We start from the raw sequence: 23,935 nt of genomic DNA, 5'->3' as shown, positions 1-23,935 counted from the left end.
ATCTAGCGCAAACAAAATCGAGGGTTCGTAGTGGCTTCCGGGCGGCAAGGCTCTCCGAGCGGAGAAGCACTCATCGCGGTGGGACGCGAAATCGATGTGGGGGTTACATCAATCGAGCGTCTCGGTCGGGCGCCTGCCGCCCGGAAACCAGCGACTGCGGGAACGCGCAGCCGGTTGTCTGTCGTCAGCGCACCTGCTTGGCGTCGCCGTCTGCCGCGGATGCCGATTGCAGCGCCGTATCGCCGGCGAGCTTCACTTTCAGGTTTTCGGTCATGAATTGCGTTCCGGCGGCGACCACGACATCGCCGGGTTTCAAACCCTCTGCGACACGCACGCCATCGGCGGCGAACTCGGCAACCTTGATCGGACGGGCATGAACGGTGTCGGCGCCACGATCGACGGTCCAGACGATCGATTGGGTACCTTGCTCGGCCAGTGCGCTCAGCGGGATCGAGACCAGCTGCCGCTCATTGGCCGTCGAGGCTTCGATGCTGGCGGTCATGCCGAGCAGCACACGCGGATCGTTGGGCAGGCTGACACGGACGGCAAAGGTGCGTGACTGCGGATCGGCGCTGCCGGCGACTTCGCGGACCTTTCCATCGAGCGCCAGCGCATCGTCGGACCAGAAGCCCGCCTTGACGGCTTTGCCCGGCTTGAATTCGGCGATTTCCATTTCCGGGACGGCGATCAGCACTTCCTTTTCGCCGTCGACGGCGACAGTGACAACCGGCGTGCCGGAACCGACCACCTGGCCGACGTCGGCGCTGACCGTGGTCACGATGCCATCCCTGTCGGCCTTGAGATCGGTATAACCGACCTGATTCTTCGCCTGAGCAAGTGTCGAGAGGGCGGAATCACGGGTGGCGACGGCTTGGTCATACGTCAAGGTCGCCTGTTCGAGCTGCGATTTCGGGGCAAAATTCTTGGCAAAAAGCTGCTCTGCACGCTTGCGGGCAAGCTCCACGGTCTCGACCTGCCGCTCGGCGGCATCGAGCGCTGCCTGCGCGCTCTTGACCGAAAGATCGTAGTCAATGGGATCGATGCGGGCCAGCACATCGCCCGAGGCCACATGCTGGCCGATATCGACGAGGCGCTCGGTGATCTTGCCATTGACGCGGAACGCCAGAGCGCTCTCGGTGCGGGCCCGCACCGAGCCGGAATAGGAGAGCATGCGGGTGTCATGCGCCTTCGCGATCTCGACAACCTTGACCGGACGGATGATATCCTTGACTTCGGCTTTTTCCTGGCTGCAGCCGGCAAGCCCGAGAGTGGCGGTGACAAGCAGCACCGGGCCTACAGCCGGCAGCCTGCTGATGATTGAACTGAACGAAGACACGCGCGTACTCCCGAAATGGAGATGAATCATTGAACCGGCGCCCGGTGGGCGGAGGCTACTTCAAGGCCTTGATTGCATAGTCGATAAGGTCGTCAGGCATTGCCCGGTTGGTCTTGGCAAGGCACTGCGCCACCATCTGCGGATGACACAGGATGACGGTCGCGGCGCCGAAACAGCGAGACGCGATCACCGGATCCTGTTTTCTGAACTCACCGGCCTCGATGCCATCACGAATGATTTCCGCAAACAGGTCGTGAATGCTGTCGACATGCTTGTCGATCACACCCCAGTCCCGTTCGAGGGCGACGATGACCATCTCGTGGACCTTCTGGTCGTCGAGCATGACCTCCATCGTCATCTTGTATTGCGCATGCACGTAACGCCGGAGGCGCTCCTCGGCGCTGATCGGCAGGCGCGAGATCTCGTAGGCCATCTTGTAGCTGGCACCGAGCATCCGGCCGCAGACGGCTTGGTGGATTTCGACCTTGGAGGCGAAGAAACGGTAGATATTGGCCGGCGACATGCCGAGTTCACGCGCGATGTCGGCGACATTGGTCTTGCCGTAGCCATAGTGCCGGAACAGGCGCTCGGCGCAATCGAGAATGCGCGTTACATTTTCTTGTCGGGCGGCTTCGGCGACTATGGTGGCGGCTTCGGACATGATCCTCTATCGATTTACGAGTGACGAATTTCGATTTTCGTCACCCGTAAATTGAAAAGAGCGACCTGTCAATGCGGATTCAATATACACGTACGAATGGTGACAGATGGTGACAGGGACGGGCGGAGGTCGTCACGCACTTCGTCTTCCTAGAGCGGAGCGACGCGGCGCAGAACTGGGATGACGAATTCGCGGAGGCTTTTTGCTAGCTAATCGCAAAAGTCGTAACTGGAGGAGAGCAGCGACGGGGCCTAAGTCCCCCTCGCCATTTCCCGCAGCCGGAATTTCTGGATCTTGCCGGTCGAGGTCTTCGGGATTTCGGCGAAGATCACCGCCTTCGGCACTTTGAACCGGGCAAGCAGCGCGCGACAGTGCTCGATGATCTCGGCCTCGGTCGCCGCCTTGCCGGGCTTCAGCTCGACATAGGCAACAGGCACCTCGCCCCATTTGTCGTCGGGCCTGGCGACGACGCCGCAAGAGGCAACCGACGGGTGCTTGTAGAGCGCGTCCTCGACCTCGATAGAGGAAATGTTCTCGCCACCGGAGATGATGATGTCCTTGGAGCGGTCCTTGAGCTGGATATAGCCGTCGGGGTGCATGACGCCAAGATCGCCGGAATGGAACCAGCCGCCGGCAAACGCTTCGTCGCTCGCCTTGCGGTTCTTCAGATAACCTTTCATGACGATGTTGCCGCGGAACATGACCTCGCCGATGGTCTCACCATCGGCCGGTGTCGTCCGCATCGTTTCGGGATCCATGACAGTCAGGCCTTCGAGCGCTGCATAGCGCACGCCCTGCCGCGCCTTCCTGGCGCTGCGCTCGCCCTTTTCGAGATCGTCCCACGCGCCATGCCATTCGTTGACGACCGCCGGGCCGTAGGTCTCGGTCAGGCCGTAGAGATGGGTCACTGCAAATCCGGCATCCGCCATCCCGGATAGCACCGCTTCCGGCGGGGGTGCTGCGGCCGTATTGAAAGTGACCGTCTGTGGAAATGCGCGCTTGTCCTCGTCCCTGGCATTGATCAGCACCGACATGACGACCGGCGCGCCGCACAGATGGGTGACGCCGTGATCGGCGATGGCGTCATAGATCGGCTTCGGCCGCACCCAGCGCAGGCAGATATGGGTGCCGGCCTGGACGGCGAGCGTCCAGGGAAAGCACCAGCCATTGCAGTGGAACATCGGCAGCGTCCAGAGATAGACGGCGTGCTTGGCCATGCCCGCATGAATGGTGTTGGTGTAGGCCATCAGCGCGGCACCGCGATGGTGGTAGACGACGCCCTTCGGATTGCCTGTTGTTCCGGAAGTGTAGTTCAGCGAGATGGCGTCCCACTCATCATCGGGCATCGACCAGGCGAAATCCTCGTCGCCGCCAGCGACGAAGTCCTCATAGTCGAGCGAGCCAATCCGCTCGCCTTTCGGATACGGCGCGTCGGCGGCGTATTCCGGATCGTCATAGTCGATGACCAGCGGCTTCACCTTGGCCAGTTCCAGGGCCTGCTTGACGACGCCCGCAAATTCGCGGTCGACGATCAGCACCTTGGTCTCGGCATGATCGAGCTGGAAGGCGACGACCGCGGCATCGAGGCGGGTGTTGAGCGAATGCAGCACCGCCTTGGTCATCGGCACACCGAAATGCGCCTCCAGCATCGGCGGCGTGTTGGACAGCATGACGGTGATGGTGTCGCCCTTGCCGATGCCGCGCCTGTCGAGCGCCGAGGCAAGCTTCAGCGACCGTTGCCAGAAGGTGCGATAGTCGATGCGCTGGCGGCCATGGATGATGGCGATATGGTCGGGATAGGTCTTGGCCGCGCGCTCCAGATAGGTGAGCGGTGTCAGCGGCTGATGGTTGGCCGCGTTCTTGTCGAGATCCTGTTCGTAAGGATTGCCCATCCCATGCTCCCCGCGTTTTCTTTCAGACGTTCTAATCACAGGTTCGGGCCGCGTCACCATCAACGATGCCACGATAGAGCCCATTTGGCACAATGATGATCCAGATTCTCTGGACGCAGGGGGATCGCACACCCTTCCCCAGTTTGACTTTTGTCGAGAGCCGTGAATAATGTCAGCCGAGGAGACGGCATGGCGATCCGACCGGCAGAACAACTCATCCACAAGGCCGCCTGGCTCTACTATGCCCATGGCCTGCGGCAGGATCAGGTGGCGAGCCAGCTTAACATTTCCCGTGCCTCAGTCGCCATGTATCTGCGCAAGGCGCGCGAAACCGGCATCGTCAACATCTCGACCTCGACCCAGCTTTTCACCGACGACGTTCTGGCGCGCAAGCTCGAGGATGCGTTGAGCCTCGACGCCGTCTGGATCGCACCGGAGAATGATCATATTGCCGACCCGTCGACGGAAATCGCCGTGCTGGCGGCGAGCGTCTTTCTCGAACTGGTCAAGAAGGGCGACCGCATCGGCGTCGCCTGGGGCCGCACCGTCTACATGATCGCCGACGTCATGTCCTATGCCGATCTGCAGGATGTCACGGTGGTGCAGCTCTGCGGCAATCTCGGCGCGCCTTATTCCTATCGCCCCGACCAATGCACCATGGAAATCGCGCGGCGGCTCAACGCCAAGGGGCTCAATTTCTACGCGCCGCTGGTGCTGTCTACGGAAGAACTCGCGCGTGCGCTGCGTGCCGAGCCAGTGATCCGGGAACAATTGTCGGGTGTCAGCGAATGCGATCTGGCGCTGTACTCGGTCGGCGCGGTCGACGCCGACAGCCATCTGGTCAAATGCGGCGCGCTGACGCCAAGTGAAATGGCGGATTTGCGCAGCCAAGGTGCTGCCGGCGTGATCGCCGGGCAGATCATAGACGCCGAGGGCAAGGTGCTCGACTGCAGTTATAACAGGCGGGTGATCTCCGCCGAGCTTGCCTCGCTGCGCGCCATCGCCAGGCGGTTGGTGGTGGTGCAGGAGGACAGCAAGTTCGAACCGCTGCTCGCGGCGATCGCCGGCGGCCTTTGCACGCATCTGGTGGTCGGCGCGCGCATGGCGCAGCGGCTCCTGGATCATGCGGCTGCCACGACAGAAAAGGCCTCCTAGGAAATCCCCTCTCCGTCGCTGGCGCATTGTCATCAAAGCGTCGCGGCATTCCTGTTTCACCATCAAAGACAGCAACCGGACGAAGCGAACATGAAGAATTTGTGGAATGACGAAGCAGCCGAAAAACTCGTCGCCGACTACGCGAAAAAAGGTGTCGGCCGCGACCTGGCACTGCGCGTCTACACGACCCGGCTGCTCGGGGGCGAACCACGGCTGGTGCTGCATGGCGGCGGCAACACCTCGTGCAAGACGACGGCAACCGACCTCGTCGGTGACCAGTGGGACGTGCTGTGCGTCAAGGGCAGCGGCTGGGACATGGGCGTCATCGAGCCGCAGGGCCTGCCGGCGGTCAAGCTCAAGCCGCTGCTCAAGGCGCGCGCGCTGAACAGGCTGGCCGACGAGGACATGGTTGCCCTGCAACGCGTCAACCTCATCGATCCGTCCTCGCCCAACCCGTCGGTCGAGACGCTGCTGCATGCCTTCCTGCCGCACAAATTCGTCGACCACACGCACTCGACCGCCATCCTGGCCATCGTCGACCAGGAGGACTCCAAGCCGCTGGTGAAGACGGTTTTCGGCAGCAAGATGGGTTACGTGCCCTACATCATGCCCGGCTTCGATCTCGCCAAGGCGGCGGCCGACATCTTCGATGCCGACCCTGATGTCGAAGGGTTGATCCTCGACAAGCATGGCATCTTCACCTTCGGCGACGACGCCAAACAGGCCTACGACCGGATGATCCACTATGTGAACGTCGCCGAGGACTTCATTGCCGCAAGCGGCAAGCCGAAGGCGGCAAAGGCAGCCTTGCCGGCGAAGCTCGCGACACCGGCGTCCATCGCGCCGATGCTGCGTGGCGCGGTGGCGGTGTCGCGCGGCGAAGGCCGCTTCGACCGCATGATCTCTGACTTCCGCACTTCGAATGCCATCGTCGATTTCATCAATTCCTCCGAGATTGCCGACCTTGCCGGGCGTGGCGTGTCGACGCCCGATCTGTCGATCCGTATCAAGACCGGGCCGATGGCGCTGCCGGCGCCGGATGCCGACAAGGCGGGCGACTACAAGGCGGTGATCAAGAGCCATGTCGACGCCTTCGCCAAGGACTACCGCGCCTATTTCGAGACCAATGATGCGCTCGACGACGTCAAGCGCACCATGCTCGACCAGATGCCGCGGCTGACCCTGGTGCCGGGCCTTGGCATGTTCGGCCACGGCCGCACGCTGAAGGACGCGAGGATCGCGTCTGATGTCGGCGAGATGTGGATCGAGGCGGTGCGCGGCGCCGAGGCGGTCGGCCGTTTCCATCCGCTCTCCAAGGCCGATCTGTTCCCGCTCGAATACTGGTCGCTGGAGCAGGCCAAGCTCGCTTCCAACAAGCCGAAGCCGCTGACCGGCCAGGTGGTGCTGATCACCGGCGGCGCTGGTGCGATCGGCGCGGCGACGGCAAAACTGTTCGCCGACAATGGCGCCCATGCCGTCGTCGTCGATCTCGATGCCGAAAAGGCCACTGACGCCGCGAAGAGGGCCGGCAACAATTCGATCGGCGTCGCCGCCGACATCACCGACCCGGCCCAGGTGCGCGCCGCCTTCGACAAAGCGGTCGCCGTGTTCGGCGGTGTCGACATCCTGGTGTCCAATGCAGGGGCGGCGTGGGAAGGCCGCATCGGCGAGCTCGACGATGCACTTTTGCGCAGGAGTTTCGAGCTCAACTTCTTCGCCCACCAGTCGGTGGCGCAGAATGCCGTGCGCATCATGCTCGAACAGGGCACCGGCGGTGTGCTTTTGTTCAACACCTCCAAGCAGGCGGTCAATCCGGGGCCGAAGTTCGGCGCCTATGGCGTGCCGAAGGCAGCGACGCTGTTCCTGTCCAGGCAATACGCGCTCGATTATGGCGCGCACGGCATCCGTTCGAACGCCGTCAACGCCGACCGCATCCGCTCAGGGCTTCTGACCGACGCCATGATCGCCAGCCGTTCGGGCGCACGCGGCGTGTCGGAAAAGGACTACATGTCCGGCAATCTGCTCGGCCAGGAAGTGACGGCGCAGGACGTGGCGCAGGCCTTCCTGCATCACGCGCTGGCCGACCGCACCACCGCCGACGTAACGACGGTCGATGGCGGCAATATCGCGGCGGCTATGCGGTAGCTTGTTGCCACACCGCTGCCGCGAGACAGCGGGTGGGGCAGGCCCGCGCCTAACAAAGATTGTTAATTCTTGTTAGACATGGTATGAGGCCTGGAATGAAAACCGAGCCTATGCGTACCCTGACGATATCCCTCACCGCGCAGCAGGCCGCTCGCCTGCAAAGCGCCATCGAAGGCGGGGGATATGCTTCCAATAGCGAGATTGTTCGCGATGCCCTTCGTTTATGGGAGCAGCGCGAGGAATTGCGAACCCTGGAACTCGAGCACTTGAAACGGGCTTATGCCGACGGCATGGCCAGCGGCAAGCCAATGGAAATCGAACCCGCTAAATTCCTACGCGGTTTGAAGGCAGAACGTCGCATTCGTGGCTAGATACCGGTTCACACCAGGCGCCTCGCAGGATTTGCGAGACATTTGGCACACCATCGCTGCCGACAATGAAAAGGCAGCGGACAAGTTGCTGATGCGCATTTTTGACAAGGTGGAATTGGCGGCTCAGCACTCCAGGATGGGCGCAGCCCGGCCCGATTTGAGCGCAACTGCCCGTGTGCTTATCGAAGGCCGTTACATCGTCATTTACGAACCGCAGTCGGATGGCGTCCTGGTCGTGGCGATTGTCCACGGGATGCGCGATCCGGAACACTGGCTGTAAGCCCGCGGACGCTGAGAATTTGCGGCAGAGAAGGAGCGGCGCGAGTGCCACTCCTTCTTGTCAGAAGCCAAAATTACTTGGCGTTCGGGTTCGGCATCCAGGCCGGCATCGCGACATCGGCATGGGCGAACTGCGGCAGCTTGGCCGACAGGTCTTCCATGTTCTTGATGTCCTTGTCGATGAGGTCCTTCTGGGTGATCAGCGTCGGCGGCACGACGACGTTGTGGCCGGGGTCTTCACCGGCCAGCAACTGCGCCAGGGCACGCACCGAGACCTGGCCGACGACGGCCGGGTTGGTCGCGGCGGTCGCGGCCCAGGCGCTGTCGGGCTCGCGCATCGCGGCGATATCGGACGTCGAGATATCGGCCGAATAGATCTTGATGCCCTTGTTCAAGCCCGCTTCGTCGACGGCGATCTTCACGCCCTTGGCGAATTCGTCATAGGGAGCGAACATCACCTTGATGTCGGGATGCGCCGTCAGCACCGAACGCGCCTGGTTGGCGACGGAGTTGGCGATCGGATTGTCGAGCGTACCGAACATCGCGACTTCCTTGATGCCGGCATACTTCTTCTTCACGTCGACCCAGGTCTCGTTGCGGCGGTCGAGCGGCGCGATGCCGGCGACATAGACATAGCCGGCGTCCCAGCTCTCGCCATTGTCCTTGACCGCCTGCTCGAGCGCGAGGCGGGCCAGGTCGCGATCGGACTGTTCGATCTGCGGGATCTTGGGGTTTTCGACATTGACGTCGAAAGCCACCACCTTGATGCCGGCGTCGACCGCGCGCTGGGCGGCGTCCTTCATCGATTCCGTCAGGCCGTGCTGGATAATGATGCCCTGCACGCCGAGAGCGATGGCCTGGTCGACCATGTCGGACTGAAGCGCAGCATCCTGGCGGCTGTCGAGCACGCGCAGATCGATGCCGAGCTCCTTCGACTGCGCCTCGACGCCCGAGAGATAGGCCTGGAAGAAGTCGCCGGTCGAGAGATAGCGCACCAGCGCGATCTTGACGCCGGGCTTGTCGAAAGGCGCCGGCTTGTCCGCGGCCAGCGCCGGGAACTGCATCAGCATGGTTGCGCCGGCCAATCCGAGCGCCACCTTCCCCAGAAGTCTTCTTGTAATGCTCACTTTGTTTTCCTCCACTCTTGTTGAACCCAAAATCCTGTTCCGGTCGAAAGTTACCTCCTGCCCCTGCCCGAAAGCGCAAAGGTGAAGACAAGGGCGACGACCAGAACGACGCCCTTGACGAAATCCTGCGTGTAATAGGGCGCGTTCATCATCGTCAGGCCTTGCAGCAAGATGCCGACGAACAGCGCACCGATGGCGGTGCCAAAGGCGTTCGGCTTGGCAGCACCTAGCACCGCGTAGCCGATCAGCGCCGCGGCGACCGCATCGAGCAGCAGATTATTACCCGAGGCGATGTCGCCGCGTCCAAGCCGGGCAGCCAGCAAAATGCCGCCGATCGAGGCAAAAACACCTGAAATAACGTAGGCCCAGATCTTGTATGCCTTGACAGGAGCACCGGCGAGTTCGGCGGCGCGTTCATTGCTGCCGACGGCATACATCATGCGACCGAAGCGGGTGTATTCGAGGAAGAACCAGATCAGCACGGCGAGCACGAGCAAGACCACCACCGACACCGGAATGAGGTTCGGGATAAAGAAGTCGAAGCGGTGGCGGCCGAGCGCCAGGAAGGCGTCGGAGAATTTGCCGTTGGCGACCGAACCGTCGGGCATGGTCATGCCGGTGGCGATCGAGCGGCCTTCGGTCGGAATGCGCTGCAGGCCGACGAGCAGGAACATCATGCCGAGCGTCGCCAGCAGATCGGGCACGCGCATGTAGACGATCAGCCAGCCGTTGATCAGGCCGACAATGGCGCCGATGAGCAGGCAGACGACGACCGCGACAAGGGCGTTCTGCTCCAGCACCACCATCACATAGGCGGCCGCCATCATGGCTGACGTGGCGACCGAGCCGATCGAGAGATCAAAGCCGCCGACGACCAGCGTGGCGGTGACGCCGAGCGCCAGCACGCCGGTGATGGCGACCGACTGGAAGATGAAGACCGCACTTTGCGGCGAAACGAAACCGTCGGCGGCGATCGAGAAATAGGCGACGAGCCCGAACAGGAGCACGATGAAGCCGTAGCGGATGGCGTGGTCACGCAATGTCATTCGGCGCTCCCGCGCGCTGCCGTCTTTAGCCAACCCGAACCCATGCTCTCTCCATTCCAATTCCTATCGCCGCGCTCAGGCGGCGCTGTGCAACGGCCCGCCGGCGACCTCGGCCAGCAGGCGGTCGAGATCAACATCGGCATTGCGGTGCTCGCCGACGATGGTCTGCTCCGACATGACCAGTATGCGATCGGCGGTCTCCAGCGCCTCGTCGAGCTCGGTGACGAACAAAAGCGTGGCGCGTCCGTTGGCACTGGCCCTGAGCTTGGCGGCAATGTCGCGCCGGGCCGAGATATCGACGCCCTGAAACGGCTCATCCAGAATGAACAGCCTTGCCTCCTGCGCCATCCAGCGGGCGACCATCACCTTCTGCTGGTTGCCGCCGGACAGCTCCGACATCTCGTCCTTCTCGGAACGGCAGACGATGCCCAGTTCCTCGATCTGCCGGCGCGCGGTGGCGCGTTCGAGACGGCGCTTGAGAACAGCGAACCGTGACATGCGCTTGTGAAACGGCAGGCTGATATTTTCCTGGATGTTGAAGCCGCCAACGATGCCGTTCTCGCCGCGGTCCTTGGCGACGAGGAACACGCCGGCGGCGATCGCCTCGCCGGCTGTTTCAGGCGCATAAGGCCTGCCGTTCAGCGTCATTGTGCCGGCGAGCGGCCGGCGCACGCCAAACAGCGTCTCGGCAAGCGCCGTCTTGCCGACGCCGACGAGGCCGGTGATGGCAACGACCTCGCCGTCGCCGACCGTCAGCGAGATCGGCCGGGCGCCTGGCGCAATGCGTAGACCCTCGATCGTCAGGACTGCCTTGGCCGAATTTCTGACGACGATCTGGTCGAGATGGATCTTGCGGCCGAGCATGGCGTTGACCGCGCCTTCATAATCGAGCGGCTTCCTATCGAAGATCCCCGAGATGATCCCGTCTCGCATTGAGACGATGCGATCGGCCAACCGCCTGATGTCCGACATGCGATGCGAGATGTAGAGGATCGCCACGCCCTGCTCGCGTAGCCTGTCGATCAGTGCAAACAGCCGATCAGCCTCGGCGCTGGAGAGCGATGACGTCGGCTCGTCGAGGATCAGCACTTTCGGCTTGTGCGCCAGCGCGCGGGCAATCGCCACCATCTGGCGATCGGCCAGCGAAAGATCGCTCACCCGCGCCTTCAAATCGATGGTCAGCCCCATGCGGTCAGCGACCGCCTTGGCCTCTCGCCGCACGCGCATTGGATTGAACAGGGTCGGCGCACCGCTGCCGCTCAGCCGGTCCAGCGTCAGGTTGGTGGCGACGTCGAGATCGGCGACGACACCGTCATTGATGTTCTGGTGCACGGTGACGACGCCGGCGCGGATCGCTTCAGCCGGGGTTTTCGGCGCGAAATCCTGGTCGGCAAGAGCCATCGTCCCACCGCCGCGTTCGTAGACACCGGAAATGATCTTGACGAGGGTGGATTTGCCGGCGCCATTGGCGCCCATCAGCACGGTGACTTCACCGGCATGCAGTTCCAGCGAGACGCCGCCAAGCACCTCGTTATGGCCAAAGGATTTCCTCAGTCCCTCTACGCGGAACACGGCATTGCCGACCATGCGTTCCTCCCTGACATGACGCTATGGGCTGCATAGGCAATTGTCAACACGATTGACAATTGCCAGATCGCTTCCTAGCTTGGCCCGGCCGCCATGCCTCAATTATGTTCGGAGCGCATATGCGGGAGGATGACCATGACTGAAAAATTGCCGTTCGAAGCCCTGTCGGTCGAAACCCTGGCTGCCCGCCTTGGCGGCAACGACGCGCTGTGCGCGAAAATCGGCAAGGACACCGGCGCCTGGAAGGTCCGCGAGGTCGGCGACGGCAATCTCAACCTGGTGTTCATCGTCGAGGGCGTCAGCGGTGCCGCAGTGGTCAAGCAGGCCTTGCCCTATGTTCGCCTGGTCGGCGACAGCTGGCCGCTGCCCTTGAAACGCTCCTTCTTCGAGTATCACGCGCTGACAAGGCAAGAGGCACGCGCGCCGGGCTCGGTGCCGGCGATCCATTATTTCGATGAAGGTCAGGCGCTGATCATCATGGAATATCTTGCGCCGCCGCATATCATCCTGCGCCGTGCGCTGATCGACGGCCGGCAATTGCCTGGTATCGCCCGGGATATCGGCCTGTTCATGGCCCGGACGCTGTTTCGCGGCTCCGACCTGCATATGGCTGCCAAGGACCGCAAGGCCGATCTGGCGCTGTTCGCCGACAATGTCGAGCTTTGCGACATCACCGAGAGCCTGGTGTTTTCCGACCCCTATTTCGACGCCAAGCTGAACCGGCACACCTCGCCGCAGCTCGACGGCCTCGTCGCGGAACTGCGCGCCGACCGCGACCTCAAGGTCGAGGCGCAGCGGCTCAAGCACATCTTCGCCGCCAATGCCGAAACGCTGCTGCATGGCGACCTGCATTCCGGCTCGATCATGGTCACCGATACGGAGACGCGGATGATCGATCCGGAGTTCGCCTTCTACGGCCCGATGGCCTTCGATGTCGGCATGCTGCTTGCCAATTTCTGGATGTCCTTCTTCTCGCAGCGCGGCCACGAGCAGGAGGGAAAGCGCGACGCCATGCGCGCCTATCTGCTCGGGGTGACGACCGAGACCTGGGCGGTGTTCCGCGCCGAATTCTCGCATCTATGGCGAACCGAACGCACCGGCATGCTCTACCAGAGGAGCCTGTTCGAGGATCAGGGCGACATCCTTGCCTCAGAGCAGGCGCTCGACCATGTGCTGCACCAGATGTGGACCGACCTGCTCGGCTTTGCCGGCATCGAGGTTCACCGGCGCATCCTCGGCCTCGCCCACAATGCCGATTTCGAGACCATTGCCGACGAGGATCTGCGCGCCAGTTGTGAAGCAAAGGCGCTGAAATTCGGTCGCCATCTCGCCGTCAACCGGCGCCAGATCCACAGCATCGACGAGGTCAACAAACTGGCCACGCTGATCGAACAGGAGAACAGCATTTGAACGTCGGCGACCGCCACTATCGCACCATCTGGCTGAGCGACGACGGCCGTTCGGTCGATATCATCGACCAGCGCTGGCTGCCGCATGATTTCCGCATCGAGACCATCGGCACGGTTGCCGGCATCGCCACCGCCATCCGCGACATGTGGGTGCGGGGCGCGCCGCTGATCGGCGTCACCGCTGCCTATGGCGTCGCCATGCAGATGGCCGACGATGCGTCGGATGCAGCGCTCGATGCGGTCTGGGAAACACTGCACGAGACGCGCCCCACCGCGATCAATCTGCGTTGGGCGCTCGACGAAATGCGGCGCTTCCTGCGGCCCCTGCCAACGGAACAACGCGCTGAAGCCGCCTATCGGCGCGCTGGCGAGATCGCCGACGAGGATGTCGGCCTCAACCGCGCCATCGGCGAGAACGGTCTTGCCATCATCAAGGCGATCGCGGCGCGAAAGCAGAAGGGCGAGCCGGTCAACATCCTGACCCATTGCAATGCCGGCTGGCTGGCGACAGTCGATTACGGCACGGCGACCGCGCCGATCTACCTGGCGACGGAGGCCGGCATTCCGGTCCACGTCTATGTCGACGAGACACGGCCGCGCAACCAGGGCGCCCAGCTGACCGCCTGGGAGATGGCCGGCCACGGCGTGCCGCACACGCTGATCGTCGACAATGCCGGCGGCCATCTGATGCAGCGCGGCGCGATCGACATGGTCATCGTCGGCACCGACCGCACCACCGCCGACGGCGACGTCTGCAACAAGATCGGCACCTACCTGAAGGCGCTCGCCGCCGCCGACAATGACGTGCCGTTCTATGTTGCGCTGCCGTCGCCGACCATCGACTGGACTGTGCATGACGGACTGGCCGAGATCCCGATCGAGCAGCGCTCGGCCGACGAGGTCTCGCTGGTCTGGGGCAAGACCGCTGCCGGCGAGATTGCCCAGGTGCGCATTTCGCCCGAGACGACGCCTGCGGCCAACCCGGCCTTCGATGTGACGCCGGCGCGGCTGGTGACCGGCCTGATCACCGAACGCGGCGTTGCCAAAGCATCGCGCGAGGGCCTGAAGGCGATGTTTCCCGAGCGAGCGTAGCCGCTCGCTTCTAGAGCAGCTCACCGTTTCACGGAAACGGCTAGCCGCTCCAACTCCTCGTTTTGACGCAACTCCCAAGGGAAAGCGCTGCGCGCTTTTCCCGGGAAAACCGTTTCACACTTTTCCTGGAATTGCTCAGTACAGAGGCTCGGCCATGTGCTTCGGCGTCGGCCATGTCTCGGTAATGCCCGGCTGCACCGGCCGCTCCAGATAGGTCGATAAAACCACATAGCTGCGCGTCGAGGTGACCCCCGGCGTTTCGTACAGGCGCGCCAAAAGACCTTCGAGGGCTCTGGTGTCTTCCGTGCGGACCTTCAGCAGCATGCAGGTATCGCCGGCGACGGTATGGATCTCCTCGACCTCGGGATAGTGCGAGACCGCCATCAGTTCCGGCGTCTTTCCCCAGCCCCTGGTGTCGATATGGACAAAGGCAAGCAAAGGCTTTTTCACTGCCCGGGGATCGATGATGGCGACCGTGTTGCGGATAGCGCCGCTGCGCCGGAGCCGTTTGACCCGCTCATGCGCTGCCGGCGGCGACAAGCCGACGCGATCGCCGAGTTCGGCGTAGCTGATCGTGGCATCATCGACCAGGACACCTAATATTCTTCGGTCTATCGCGTCGAGATCGCGGGCCGCTGGCCTGTTCTGCAGAATGCCATCTGTTTCTTCATCCATGGCGAAATTCCTGGTTCTCCGCTGAATAGAATACGGCCATTATGCTGATATGTCGAACATTGATCAAGTTGCGCAGACGAATGCCCGAGCCCCGATCCCGGCGCTTGCCTATCTGCTGACGGGCTGCATCGCCGTCATCGGCTCGAACTCGCTCGTGCTGGGTCCGATTGCACCGGCTGTCGCCTCGTCGTTCGGAACCAGCGTACAGGCCGTGATGATTGCGGCGGCCGCGTTCGGCCTCGGCACCTCCGCAAGCGCCCTGTTCCTCGCCCGCTACATCGACCGGCTCGGCGCACGCCGGATGCTGCAGGGCGCACTGTCGCTGCTGGCACTGGCGTTGGTGGCGAGTGCCGCCGCACCCACGGTGATCATGCTGGTCTCCGCACAGCTGCTGGCCGGCATCGCTGCCGGCATCGCCATGCCGGCGATCTATGCCAGCGCCGCGGCCATCGCCCCACCGGGCAGAGAGAGCGGCACGATCGGCGTCGTGCTGACCGGATGGACGCTCAGCATGGTCGCCGGCGTTTCGCTTTCGGCCGTGCTTGCCGATCTTGTGCATTGGCGCGCCGTTTTCGCAGCCGTCGCGGTGCTTGCGGCGCTTGCATGGATGGGGCTGACAGTGACGTCGCTTAGCGACATCAGGAAGGCCGGACCGGCGCCAGCCCCGCTGGAAGCGCTTGGCATTCCCGGAATCCTGCCGCTGCTGGTCGCGTGCGCGGCCTTCATGACTTCGTTCTACGGCGTCTATGGCTATCTCGGCGACCATCTTCATGTCGGGCTTGGACAGCCGGTGAGCGCCAATGGCCTGGCGGCGCTTGCCTACGGCATAGGCTTCGGCACGGCTGCTCTGCTCGACGGCGTCATCGACAGACTGGGTGCGCGGCGCGTCATGCCGTTTGCCTATCTTCTGGTCGCCGTCGTCTACGTCGCGATGGCCATGACGAGCGGCAGTTTCGGGCTGACCTTGACCATGGTGGCGATCTGGGGACTGGCCAATCATTTCGGCCTGAATGTCCTGGTGATGCGCCTGTCTGCACTCGATCCGTCGCGGCGCGGCGCGATCATGGGCCTGAACAGCGCGGTGACTTACCTCGCGGTCTTCGTCGGCACAACCAGCTTCGGGCCGCTCTACTCCAGCTTTGGTTTTGCCATTTGCGCAATGGTCGCGGCATTGCTGATGCTGATTGCCGCTTGGGCGGCGGCGTGGCGCACGAGGTAGTCGAACGTGCTTGGCCCAACCTTCTCCTGGTTGACAGCAGCACCCTCCCCTTCCATAAAAACGGCGTTAATGTTCTCAGGGCGGGGTGAAAGTCCCCACCGGCGGTAAGGGTTTCGGCCCAAGCCCGCGAGCGCTTTCCGGTCCACGTATCAACGTGGGGGGAAAGGTCAGCAGATCCGGTGTGATTCCGGAGCCGACGGTTACAGTCCGGATGGAAGAGAACGAAACGGAAGCCGGCCCGCTCTCGCGGGCCTAATCCGTGTCGTGCGTCCTGATTCTGGTTCGAAACGGAAGGATGGACCCATGAATCAGCATTCCCATAAAGACTATGAAACTGTTCGCATCGCCGTCATTCGCGCGCGCTGGCATGCCGACATCGTCGACCAATGCGTGCAGGCCTTCGAGGCGGAACTGGGCGACATCGGAGGCGAGCGCTTCACTGTTGACGTCTTCGATGTGCCGGGCGCCTATGAAATTCCCCTGCACGCCAAGACCTTGGCCGGGACCGGTCGCTATGCCGTGATCCTCGGCGCCGCCTTTGTCGTCAATGGCGGCATCTACCGGCATGAGTTCGTCGCAAGTGCTGTCATCGACGGCATGATGAACGTGCAGCTGTCGACCGGGGTTCCGGTACTGTCGGCGGTGCTCACCCCGCACAACTACCACGACAGCGCCGACCACCACCGCTTCTTCTTCGAGCACTTCACGGTCAAGGGCAAGGAAGCGGCGAACGCCTGCGTGCAACTCCTGGCGGCGCGGGAGTTGATCGCGGCTTAAGTCACCAAAACGGCCGGATTTCAACCCTGCAACAAGAATTGCGATCGAGAAGAGCTCTGAAGGTTGCGGTTCCGTTGAAATCCCGCCAGAAGCATCAAGGGCCGACCGGCAACCGGCCGGCCCGCGACGTTGCGCTTGAAACCAGATACGGGAGACTATTGGGTGGCTCGCATAACACTGAGACAATTGCTCGACCACGCTGCCGAATACGGCTACGGCGTGCCCGCTTTCAACATGAACAACATGGAACAGGGCCTCGCCATCATGGAGGCCGCCGAGGAGACCAAATCGCCGGTCATCCTGCAGGCCAGCCGCGGCGCGCGCGCCTATGCCAATGACGTGGTGCTGGCCAAGCTGATCGACGCGCTGGTCGAAATCCATCCCGACATTCCGGTCTGCATGCATCTCGACCATGGCAACAACGAAGCCACCTGCGTGACGGCTATCCAGTACGGCTTCACCTCGGTCATGATGGACGGGTCGCTGAAGGAAGACGGCAAGACGCCGGCCGACTACGCCTACAATTCCGGCATCACCAAGCGTGTCGTCGACATGGCGCATTGGGGCGGCGTGTCCGTCGAAGGCGAGATCGGCGTGCTCGGCTCGCTGGAGAGCGGCGGCGGCGAACAGGAAGACGGCCACGGCGTCGAAGGCGCCATCAGCCACGACCAGCTTTTGACCGATCCCGAACAGGCGGTCGAATTCGTCAAGGACACCCATGTCGATGCGCTGGCGGTTGCCATGGGCACCAGCCATGGCGCCTACAAATTCTCGCGCAAGCCGGACGGCGCAGTGCTGGCCATGAACGTCATCGAGGAGATCCACCGCCGGCTGCCGAACATGCATCTGGTCATGCACGGCTCATCCTCGGTGCCTGAGGACCTGCAGGAGATTATCAACAAATATGGCGGCCAGATGAAGCCGACCTGGGGCGTGCCGGTCGAGGAGATCCAGCGCGGCATCAAGCACGGTGTGCGCAAGATCAACATCGACACCGACAACCGCATGGCGCTGACCGGCGCGATCCGCAAGGTGCTGACCGAGAATCCGAGCGAGTTCGATCCGCGCAAATACCTGACGCCGGCCATGGCGGCCATGCGCAAGCTCTGCAAGGAGCGTTTTGAACAGTTCGGCACCGCCGGCAACGCGCAGAAGATCAAGCCGCTGCCGGTTGCCGAGATGGCCAAGCGCTACAAGTCAGGCAGCCTCGATCCGAAGTTCGGCTGAACTGAACGCCTGAGGGCAGGAGCGCGACGGCGCCCTGCCCTTTTGTCAGATCCTACTGAAGCGTCCGCGCTGGCGGCTGGCCGGCGTGGTCGCGGGCGATGCCGGCATCGGCATCTTCTGCTCCAAACGCACGATCGAGGCCCGTCGCCACCACCGAGACCCTGAAGCGGCCTTCCATGCCCTTGTCGAAGATGGCGCCAACGATGATATCGGCATCCTCGTAGACCTCTTCGCGGATGCGGGTGGCGGCCTCGTCGACCTCGAACAGGGTCATGTCCCTGCCGCCCGATATCGACACCAGCACGCCCTTGGCCCCTTTCATCGACACTTCGTCGAGCAACGGGTTGGCGATCGCGGCTTCCGCCGCCTTCATCGCCCGACCTTCACCGGACGCCTCGCCGGTGCCCATCATGGCGCGGCCCATGTCGCGCATCACCGATTTCACATCGGCGAAGTCGAGATTGATCAGGCCTTCCTTGACGATGAGGTCGGTAATGCAGCTGACGCCGGCATAGAGCACCCGGTCGGCGATGACGAACGCGTCGGCGAAGGTGGTCTTGGCATCGGCGATCCTGAACAGGTTCTGGTTCGGGATGACGATCACCGTGTCGGCGCTCTCGCGCAGCCGCTCGATGCCCTCATCGGCCATCTGCATGCGGCGCCGGCCTTCAAAGGCGAAAGGCTTGGTGACGACGCCGACAGTCAGGATACCGGCCTTGCGCGCCGCCTGGGCGATGATTGGAGCTGCACCGGTTCCCGTGCCGCCGCCCATTCCGGCGGTGACGAAACACATATGCGTGCCGGCCAGATGGTCCATGATCTCGTCGAGCGATTCCTCGGCCGCGGCGCGGCCGATCTCGGGAAGCGATCCGGCGCCCAATCCTTCGGTGACATGCGCGCCAAGCTGGATCAGCCGCGTTGCCTTGGACATGGTCAGCGCCTGGGCGTCGGTGTTGGCGGCGATGAATTCGGTGCCCTGAAGCTGCTCGGCGATCATGTTGTTGACGGCATTGCCGCCGCCGCCGCCAACGCCGATAACGGTGATCTTGGGTCTCATCTCGGAGATTTCGGGCTTCTTGAACTCGGCCATGCCTGTTTCTCCTTAGTCAATTGCGCGCGCTTCACGACCCACCCGCAGACTGCCTTGGGCATATTGCAATCGAGCGGCATGACGCGAATCAGTCCGTTGCGATGGGTACCCCAAAAAGCCAGACAGCGGCCAGAGGTGCAAGTGCATGCGAGGTCAAGATTTGTGATGACCGTTTTGCACAGCGTGGCAGAGACGCCGCATGCCTGACAATCAAGCGTCAGCTTGGTGCGACGCGTCGGCTTGCCGCGCAACGATCGAAGCGTCTATCATGTACTTGATAATTCGCTGACTTCGGCGTTCTCGCCGGACTCGGCACGCAGAATCCCCAGCGGCGAAACCAGCCGGCCGTACAGATTTCTGAACCGATGAAGCAGCGCCCCGCCAATGGCCGACAAAACACAATTCGGGTTGACCGCCGTTGACACCGTTCCCTTGCATGAAAAAGTCTATCTGGAACTTGTGCGGGCGCTGATGTCCGGCCAGTTCACGCCGGGCCAGAAGCTGACGTCGCGAAAACTCGCAAGGGAACTCGGCACCAGCGACATGCCGGTGCGCAGCGCCTTCATGCGGCTGCAGGCGCTGCGGGCGCTCAGCCCGATGCCGAACGGCAGCGTCGAGGTGCCGGCGATATCGGCCGAACGGTTTTCGCAGTTGACTGCGGTGCGGACGATCCTCGAAGGCTCGGCGACCGAACTGGCGACAGAACGCATCAACGGAAACAATCTGCGCACGATCCGACGCCACGCCACCGACCTGACATTGGCGGCCCGCAAAGGCGATATCGACGACTATCTGCGCAAGAACCACGACTTCAAATTCTCGATCTACCGCCATTGCGGCAACGAGCAGATGATATTCCTGATCGAAACCGTATGGATGCAGGTCGGCCCTTTCCTCAGGAACCTTGCCATGGGTTTCGAGGATAACCTCGCCTCCATCCTCGACATCGATTTTCACGAGGAAGTCGTCGCGGCGATCGAGGCCCAGGATGGGGAGCGCGCCCGCGCGGCCATCGTGCGCGACATCGACGAAGGGGCCTCGCACATACTGCAGCAGGCGAGATTTCCGAAGGCGAGAAACTGATGCGCGTCGCGTTTGTGCGATTTGGGCAACGCCCCTTGGCTTTCCGCCCTCTTCCCTTTATGTTGCGATCGCAGATCGCGCAATTGGTTTTGTAATGCCTCCCGACATCCCAGCTAGTGACTTGAAAAAATAAGGAAAAGCACTTGGCGACAGCCAAGTCTGGTTTCCTAAAACTCACGAGCTATTTTTACCAGGGACGTGCGGCCGGTCAGGCTGCGGCACCTTCAAAAACCAGAGGTTATAAATTGGGCGATGCAATTGCGGACGTTTTGAACTGGCTTGAAAGTAGGACCGACATCCAGAGCCTGAGGGCGGCGGTGTGCGACCTCAACGGCATCATGCGTGGCAAGCGCATTCCCGTCGAGCAGGCAAGGAAGGCGCTGGAAGGCAAGCTGCGCATGCCTTTTTCGCTGATCGGACTGGATGTCTGGGGCGAAGACATCGAAGGCAATAGCCTGGTTTTCTCGACCGGCGATGCCGATGGACTGTGCCAGTGGACAGGACGCGGCATTCTGCCGGTGGCCTGGACGGCGCATCCAACGGCACTTGTCCCGCTCTGGCTTGCCGACGAAAGCGGCGCGCCCTATCTCGGCGACCCGCGACGGGCGCTGGCCCGCATCCTGGATCGCTACAAGGCCTTGGGCCTGACCCCGGTCGCGGCAACGGAACTCGAATTTTATCTCGTCGATCCGCAATCGCAGCGGCCGGTCGGACCTGTCTCGCCGGTGACCGGACGCCGTCTCGATTCCGACGCGGCGCTGTCGATCGACGAGATCGACGATTTCGAATCCTTCATCCATGACGTCTATGAGGCTTGCCGGACGCAAGGCATTCCCGTCGACACCGCCATCGCCGAGAACGGCGTCGGTCAGTTCGAGATCAATCTGAACCATGTCGCGGACGCCTTGCGGGCGGCTGACGATGCGGTGCTGTTCAAGCGCACGGTGAAAGGCATTGCCCGCAAGCACGGCTTTGCCGCCTGCTTCATGGCCAAGCCCTATGGCGACCGCGCCGGCAATGGCTTCCACGTCCATTTCAGCCTGGTCGACGGTGAAGGGCGCAACGTCTTCGACGACGGCACCGACCAGGGCTCAGAGACCATGCGCCATGCGGTCGGAGGCCTGCTCGCGGCAATGGCCGAAAGCACGCTGGTGTTCGCACCACACTTCAATTCGTACCGCAGGCTGCGCCCAAGATCCTATGCGCCAACCGCGGTCGCCTGGGGCTATGAGAACCGCATGGTCGCGATCCGCATTCCGGGCGGGCCGACCGCTGCGCGCCGTATCGAGCATCGCGTTTCGGGAGCCGACGCCAATCCCTATCTGGTGCTTGCGGCCATATTGGGCGCCGCGCTGACGGGCATTGAAAAACAAATATCGCCAGGTGATCCGATCAGCACTGACGGCCAGGGACTTCCGCCGGCAAAGCTGCCGCCGGACTGGGCGTCCGCGATTGCCGCCTTCGAGGGCGGGACGCATGTGGCGGAGATATTCCCCGCAATCCTGCGCGACTCCTTCGTGGCCTGCAAACGCCAGGAGCTGAACACGTTCGCGCTCAATGTCAGCGATTTCGAGATCGAGACATACCTCGAAAGTGTCTAGATCGGCCTAGGCCAGTACGGCCACGCTGGCGCGCATCGGTCGGTCATGTCGTGGCGGCCGCGATACGGTCGGCAACCCTCGGGCTTCCTGCGCACCGAAACCCAATCGCGTCAGGCAGGCGCGCGCCAGGGCCGCATTGCTGTCGATGACGAGCGATCCATTCACGTCCTTGAGGCTGGCCGCCACCACCGACAGTTCGGTGCAGCCGAGCAGGGCGGCATCGGCGCCGGCCGCTTGCGCGATATCCAGCGCGCGCTCGGTTTCGACAGCCGCATCCGCGATCGAACCAGCCTTGACGAGGCTGATCGCGCTGTCGACGCACGCCTGGAACTCGGTGTTCGCGGGAAGGCAGAACTCAAATCCTGCTGCCGACATCCTGTCTTGATAGAAGCCGGAGACCAGCGTGCCCTGGGTGGCGAGAACAGCAACCCGGCCCCGCTCCAGGCTACGACGCGTCTCCGCCACCACGGCGTCGCCGATATGGATGATTTCCGCGCGCGAATTCGCCGCCAGTTGTTCGTACCAATGATGGGCGGTGTTGCATGGCATCGCGATGCAGGCGACGCCGAGCGTATTGAGCGTCGAGACCGCGGCTTTCAAGGGCGCAAGCGGGCCGTCATGACCGGCAAGGATGGCTTCGGTCCTGTCGGGCAGCTGCGGCACGCTGAGGATCACGGCAGGGACATGTTGGTTGTCTCTGAACGCCTGGGTCATCCGGGTCAGCTTGAAGTAGAAGTCAGCCGATGCAAGCGGCCCGAGGCCGCCGATGATGCCGAGTTGGGGACGGATGCTGTCGTCGATCATCTGGCAGGCTCGGCTTCGAGCTGTTCCGAGACGGTTTCAGGCTGTGCCGCCTCCCTGTGGCTGGGAGCGATCATTGCCGTGCTCGCCGCGACCGTGCAGACGCTGGCCAGCGTCATGAACGTGTCGACGGCCGCATCCACCGCGACGAACAGGGCGAACGCCGCCTCGAAGGGAAGCTTCAGGTAGCCGCACACGATGGACATCTGCGACAGGATGAGCAGGCTGCCCATGCCGCCGGTGGTGAGCGCGAGAAGCGCTGAGAGGATGCCGACGAGCAAGAGGTCCGGGACGGCAAGCGGATGGCCGTAGAGCTGAGCGATGAAAAGCGCACCCGAGGTATAGAGCAGCGCCGGGCCAGTGCGCAGCAGTGCCGCCTGCAGCGGCACCAGCAGTTCGACGACCACCAGGTTGAATCGCAGGCGCTCGCCCAACAGGTTGATGACCCATGGAAGCGAGGCGACCGAGGAGCGTGTGGTGATGGCCACCATGAGAAGCGGCTGGCAGGTCTTGATCGTCGTCCAGTAGCTCCGTCGCGACCGGATGGCGATAATTGCAAAGGCCCCGGCAACGAATATAAGGCAGGAAAGACCCATCACCAGCAGGTAGCCGCCCATCAGCGTGAGCGGCTTGGTTCCGGTCGACGCCGTCTGGTCCGCGATCAGGATGAAGGTTGCAAAAGGCAACCCCCAGATGAACCAATTGGTGAGGACCGTGCAGGCCCGGTAGACCGCATTGAGCGCTTGGGTCAGGCTCATCGACGAGGGCTGGGGAATCCTCCCCATGGCGAGACCGAAAAGCAGGCAGAACAGCAAAACCTGAATGGTCTGGCCCGAGGCCAGTGCATTGAAGACGTTGTTCGGCACCAGGTCGAGCAGGATCGAGTGCCCGCCATTGGGATCCCCATTGGAGGGCGGCGGCTGGAACGGGAAGGCGAGATCGGTGGATACGCTGCCTTGCGAATTGATGAACTCGCCAAGCTCGATTCGCGACTGTGGGTTTTCGATCTGACCCGGTTGCAGGATCAGCGACAATGTGCCACTCACCAGCACGCTCAGAAACGATACGACCAGCACGGCCATACCCACCTTGCCGAGGTAGCGGACCGATTTCGGGTCCTGGACCATCGCCGTGATGGAGAAGATGACCGACGAGACCAAATAGGGCAGGACGACCATCTTGAGGAAATTCAGGTAGAGCTGTGCGACAGGGCTGATCGCATGGGCAAAATCTGGATAGTAGAGGCCGCACAGTATCCCTGCAGCAATCATCGCAATCGTCGTCACCGGAGATCGCAAGATACGCCTTGCCGCGAGGCGCCAGTCGAAAGGCAGGGGTCCGGCTACGTCGGAGATGGCCATC

At 62.6% G+C, this 23,935-nt stretch carries 21 protein-coding genes and 1 riboswitch; of the genes, 11 read left to right on the top strand and 10 right to left on the bottom strand.

Features of this window, described 5'->3' with window-relative positions; translation table 11 throughout:
* Positions 1 to 184 precede the first annotated feature (184 nt).
* From LB558_RS04725 to LB558_RS04715, 3 genes are all read right to left on the bottom strand, one after another.
* The gene (locus LB558_RS04725; protein WP_224696454.1) at positions 185 to 1,336 is read right to left on the bottom strand and encodes an efflux RND transporter periplasmic adaptor subunit; all 1,152 of its coding nucleotides are present in this window, start codon (positions 1,334 to 1,336) and stop codon (positions 185 to 187) included.
* A 55-nt stretch (positions 1,337 to 1,391) separates the two neighbouring features.
* On the bottom strand, positions 1,392 to 1,997 hold the full coding sequence (locus tag LB558_RS04720; RefSeq protein WP_023808749.1) for a TetR family transcriptional regulator: 606 nt from the start codon (positions 1,995 to 1,997) through the stop codon (positions 1,392 to 1,394).
* Between the two features lie 251 nt (positions 1,998 to 2,248).
* Entirely contained in the window at positions 2,249 to 3,889 is a 1,641-nt protein-coding gene (locus LB558_RS04715; protein ID WP_224696453.1) for an acyl-CoA synthetase, read from the bottom strand.
* Positions 3,890 to 4,078: 189 nt separating this feature from the next.
* Between LB558_RS04715 and LB558_RS04710 the strand changes: the two genes are divergently transcribed.
* The 4 genes from LB558_RS04710 to LB558_RS04695 all read left to right on the top strand — a co-directional run bounded on the left by LB558_RS04710 (position 4,079) and on the right by LB558_RS04695 (position 7,840).
* Positions 4,079 to 5,044, top strand: coding sequence for a sugar-binding transcriptional regulator (locus tag LB558_RS04710; RefSeq protein ID WP_127255213.1), 966 nt, complete (start codon positions 4,079 to 4,081; stop codon positions 5,042 to 5,044).
* 90 nt (positions 5,045 to 5,134) lie between these two features.
* On the top strand, positions 5,135 to 7,189 hold the full coding sequence (locus LB558_RS04705) for a bifunctional aldolase/short-chain dehydrogenase (protein ID WP_224696452.1): 2,055 nt from the start codon (positions 5,135 to 5,137) through the stop codon (positions 7,187 to 7,189).
* 110 nt (positions 7,190 to 7,299) lie between these two features.
* On the top strand, positions 7,300 to 7,560 hold the full coding sequence (locus tag LB558_RS04700) for a type II toxin-antitoxin system ParD family antitoxin (RefSeq protein WP_412033439.1): 261 nt from the start codon (positions 7,300 to 7,302) through the stop codon (positions 7,558 to 7,560).
* Positions 7,553 to 7,840 (top strand): type II toxin-antitoxin system RelE/ParE family toxin, encoded by a 288-nt coding sequence (locus tag LB558_RS04695; RefSeq protein WP_224696450.1) that lies wholly within the window; start codon positions 7,553 to 7,555, stop codon positions 7,838 to 7,840. Before LB558_RS04700 ends, LB558_RS04695 begins: the two co-directional genes overlap by 8 nt.
* 73 nt (positions 7,841 to 7,913) lie before the next feature.
* Here LB558_RS04695 and LB558_RS04690 read toward each other — a convergent pair whose 3' ends face one another.
* From LB558_RS04690 to LB558_RS04680, 3 genes are all read right to left on the bottom strand, one after another.
* Entirely contained in the window at positions 7,914 to 8,966 is a 1,053-nt protein-coding gene (locus tag LB558_RS04690) for a substrate-binding domain-containing protein (protein WP_224696449.1), read from the bottom strand.
* 50 nt (positions 8,967 to 9,016) lie between these two features.
* Positions 9,017 to 10,012 (bottom strand): ABC transporter permease, encoded by a 996-nt coding sequence (locus LB558_RS04685; protein WP_023808756.1) that lies wholly within the window; start codon positions 10,010 to 10,012, stop codon positions 9,017 to 9,019.
* 75 nt (positions 10,013 to 10,087) lie between these two features.
* Positions 10,088 to 11,599 (bottom strand): sugar ABC transporter ATP-binding protein, encoded by a 1,512-nt coding sequence (locus tag LB558_RS04680; RefSeq protein ID WP_224696448.1) that lies wholly within the window; start codon positions 11,597 to 11,599, stop codon positions 10,088 to 10,090.
* Positions 11,600 to 11,734: 135 nt separating this feature from the next.
* Between LB558_RS04680 and mtnK the strand changes: the two genes are divergently transcribed.
* Positions 11,735 to 13,009 (top strand): S-methyl-5-thioribose kinase, encoded by a 1,275-nt coding sequence (gene mtnK, locus LB558_RS04675; protein ID WP_224696447.1) that lies wholly within the window; start codon positions 11,735 to 11,737, stop codon positions 13,007 to 13,009.
* Positions 13,006 to 14,100, top strand: coding sequence for an S-methyl-5-thioribose-1-phosphate isomerase (mtnA, locus tag LB558_RS04670; protein ID WP_224696446.1), 1,095 nt, complete (start codon positions 13,006 to 13,008; stop codon positions 14,098 to 14,100). Before mtnK ends, mtnA begins: the two co-directional genes overlap by 4 nt.
* 135 nt (positions 14,101 to 14,235) lie before the next feature.
* Here mtnA and LB558_RS04665 read toward each other — a convergent pair whose 3' ends face one another.
* Positions 14,236 to 14,775, bottom strand: a complete 540-nt coding sequence (locus tag LB558_RS04665; protein WP_224696445.1) for an Lrp/AsnC family transcriptional regulator — start codon at positions 14,773 to 14,775, stop codon at positions 14,236 to 14,238.
* A gap of 49 nt (positions 14,776 to 14,824) precedes the next feature.
* On the opposite strand from LB558_RS04665, the gene LB558_RS04660 reads away from it, so the two are divergent.
* The 3 genes from LB558_RS04660 (at position 14,825) to fba (ending at position 17,998) form a co-directional block, all read left to right on the top strand.
* The gene (locus LB558_RS04660; RefSeq protein ID WP_224696444.1) at positions 14,825 to 15,994 is read left to right on the top strand and encodes an MFS transporter; all 1,170 of its coding nucleotides are present in this window, start codon (positions 14,825 to 14,827) and stop codon (positions 15,992 to 15,994) included.
* A 67-nt stretch (positions 15,995 to 16,061) separates the two neighbouring features.
* A riboswitch (FMN riboswitch) is annotated at positions 16,062 to 16,221 on the top strand.
* A gap of 76 nt (positions 16,222 to 16,297) precedes the next feature.
* Positions 16,298 to 16,771, top strand: coding sequence for a 6,7-dimethyl-8-ribityllumazine synthase (locus LB558_RS04655; protein ID WP_224696443.1), 474 nt, complete (start codon positions 16,298 to 16,300; stop codon positions 16,769 to 16,771).
* A gap of 162 nt (positions 16,772 to 16,933) precedes the next feature.
* Positions 16,934 to 17,998, top strand: coding sequence for a class II fructose-bisphosphate aldolase (fba, locus tag LB558_RS04650; protein WP_013532928.1), 1,065 nt, complete (start codon positions 16,934 to 16,936; stop codon positions 17,996 to 17,998).
* Between the two features lie 52 nt (positions 17,999 to 18,050).
* Here the strand turns inward: fba and ftsZ are convergent, their stop codons facing one another.
* Positions 18,051 to 19,088: a cell division protein FtsZ gene (ftsZ, locus tag LB558_RS04645; protein ID WP_224696442.1), complete on the bottom strand. Its 1,038-nt coding sequence runs from the start codon at positions 19,086 to 19,088 to the stop codon at positions 18,051 to 18,053.
* A gap of 384 nt (positions 19,089 to 19,472) precedes the next feature.
* On the opposite strand from ftsZ, the gene LB558_RS04640 reads away from it, so the two are divergent.
* Positions 19,473 to 20,171, top strand: coding sequence for a GntR family transcriptional regulator (locus LB558_RS04640; RefSeq protein WP_127255201.1), 699 nt, complete (start codon positions 19,473 to 19,475; stop codon positions 20,169 to 20,171).
* A gap of 245 nt (positions 20,172 to 20,416) precedes the next feature.
* Positions 20,417 to 21,772, top strand: a complete 1,356-nt coding sequence (locus LB558_RS04635; protein ID WP_224696441.1) for a glutamine synthetase family protein — start codon at positions 20,417 to 20,419, stop codon at positions 21,770 to 21,772.
* 6 nt (positions 21,773 to 21,778) lie between these two features.
* On the opposite strand, the gene LB558_RS04630 is transcribed toward LB558_RS04635, so the two are convergent.
* Positions 21,779 to 22,576 carry an aspartate/glutamate racemase family protein gene (locus tag LB558_RS04630; RefSeq protein ID WP_224696440.1) on the bottom strand — a complete coding sequence of 266 codons (798 nt, stop codon included), beginning with the start codon at positions 22,574 to 22,576 and terminating at the stop codon, positions 21,779 to 21,781.
* Positions 22,573 to 23,934: a dicarboxylate/amino acid:cation symporter gene (locus tag LB558_RS04625; RefSeq protein WP_224696439.1), complete on the bottom strand. Its 1,362-nt coding sequence runs from the start codon at positions 23,932 to 23,934 to the stop codon at positions 22,573 to 22,575. Before LB558_RS04625 ends, LB558_RS04630 begins: the two co-directional genes overlap by 4 nt.
* Position 23,935: the final 1 nt, after the last annotated feature.

It is taken from the genome of Mesorhizobium sp. CO1-1-8, from assembly GCF_020164875.1.
Lineage (GTDB): Bacteria > Pseudomonadota > Alphaproteobacteria > Rhizobiales > Rhizobiaceae > Mesorhizobium.
The sequence above is the reverse complement of the archived record's forward strand: the minus strand, read 5'-3'. Positions and strand labels throughout refer to the sequence as shown.

Excerpts from the sequence above, each read along its gene's own strand:
- LB558_RS04715 (WP_224696453.1), bottom strand. The coding sequence starts at position 3,889 with ATGGGCAATCCTTACGAACAGGATCTCGACAAGAACGCGGCCAACCAT.
- LB558_RS04640 (WP_127255201.1), top strand. The coding sequence starts at position 19,473 with ATGGCCGACAAAACACAATTCGGGTTGACCGCCGTTGACACCGTTCCC.
- LB558_RS04665 (WP_224696445.1), bottom strand. The coding sequence starts at position 14,775 with ATGGATGAAGAAACAGATGGCATTCTGCAGAACAGGCCAGCGGCCCGC.
- LB558_RS04710 (WP_127255213.1), top strand. The coding sequence starts at position 4,079 with ATGGCGATCCGACCGGCAGAACAACTCATCCACAAGGCCGCCTGGCTC.
- LB558_RS04625 (WP_224696439.1), bottom strand. The coding sequence starts at position 23,934 with ATGGCCATCTCCGACGTAGCCGGACCCCTGCCTTTCGACTGGCGCCTC.
- LB558_RS04660 (WP_224696444.1), top strand. The coding sequence starts at position 14,825 with ATGTCGAACATTGATCAAGTTGCGCAGACGAATGCCCGAGCCCCGATC.
- LB558_RS04705 (WP_224696452.1), top strand. The coding sequence starts at position 5,135 with ATGAAGAATTTGTGGAATGACGAAGCAGCCGAAAAACTCGTCGCCGAC.
- mtnK (WP_224696447.1), top strand. The coding sequence starts at position 11,735 with ATGACTGAAAAATTGCCGTTCGAAGCCCTGTCGGTCGAAACCCTGGCT.
- ftsZ (WP_224696442.1), bottom strand. The coding sequence starts at position 19,088 with ATGGCCGAGTTCAAGAAGCCCGAAATCTCCGAGATGAGACCCAAGATC.
- LB558_RS04700 (WP_412033439.1), top strand. The coding sequence starts at position 7,300 with ATGCGTACCCTGACGATATCCCTCACCGCGCAGCAGGCCGCTCGCCTG.
- LB558_RS04720 (WP_023808749.1), bottom strand. The coding sequence starts at position 1,997 with ATGTCCGAAGCCGCCACCATAGTCGCCGAAGCCGCCCGACAAGAAAAT.
- LB558_RS04685 (WP_023808756.1), bottom strand. The coding sequence starts at position 10,012 with ATGACATTGCGTGACCACGCCATCCGCTACGGCTTCATCGTGCTCCTG.
- LB558_RS04680 (WP_224696448.1), bottom strand. The coding sequence starts at position 11,599 with ATGGTCGGCAATGCCGTGTTCCGCGTAGAGGGACTGAGGAAATCCTTT.
- LB558_RS04655 (WP_224696443.1), top strand. The coding sequence starts at position 16,298 with ATGAATCAGCATTCCCATAAAGACTATGAAACTGTTCGCATCGCCGTC.
- LB558_RS04630 (WP_224696440.1), bottom strand. The coding sequence starts at position 22,576 with ATGATCGACGACAGCATCCGTCCCCAACTCGGCATCATCGGCGGCCTC.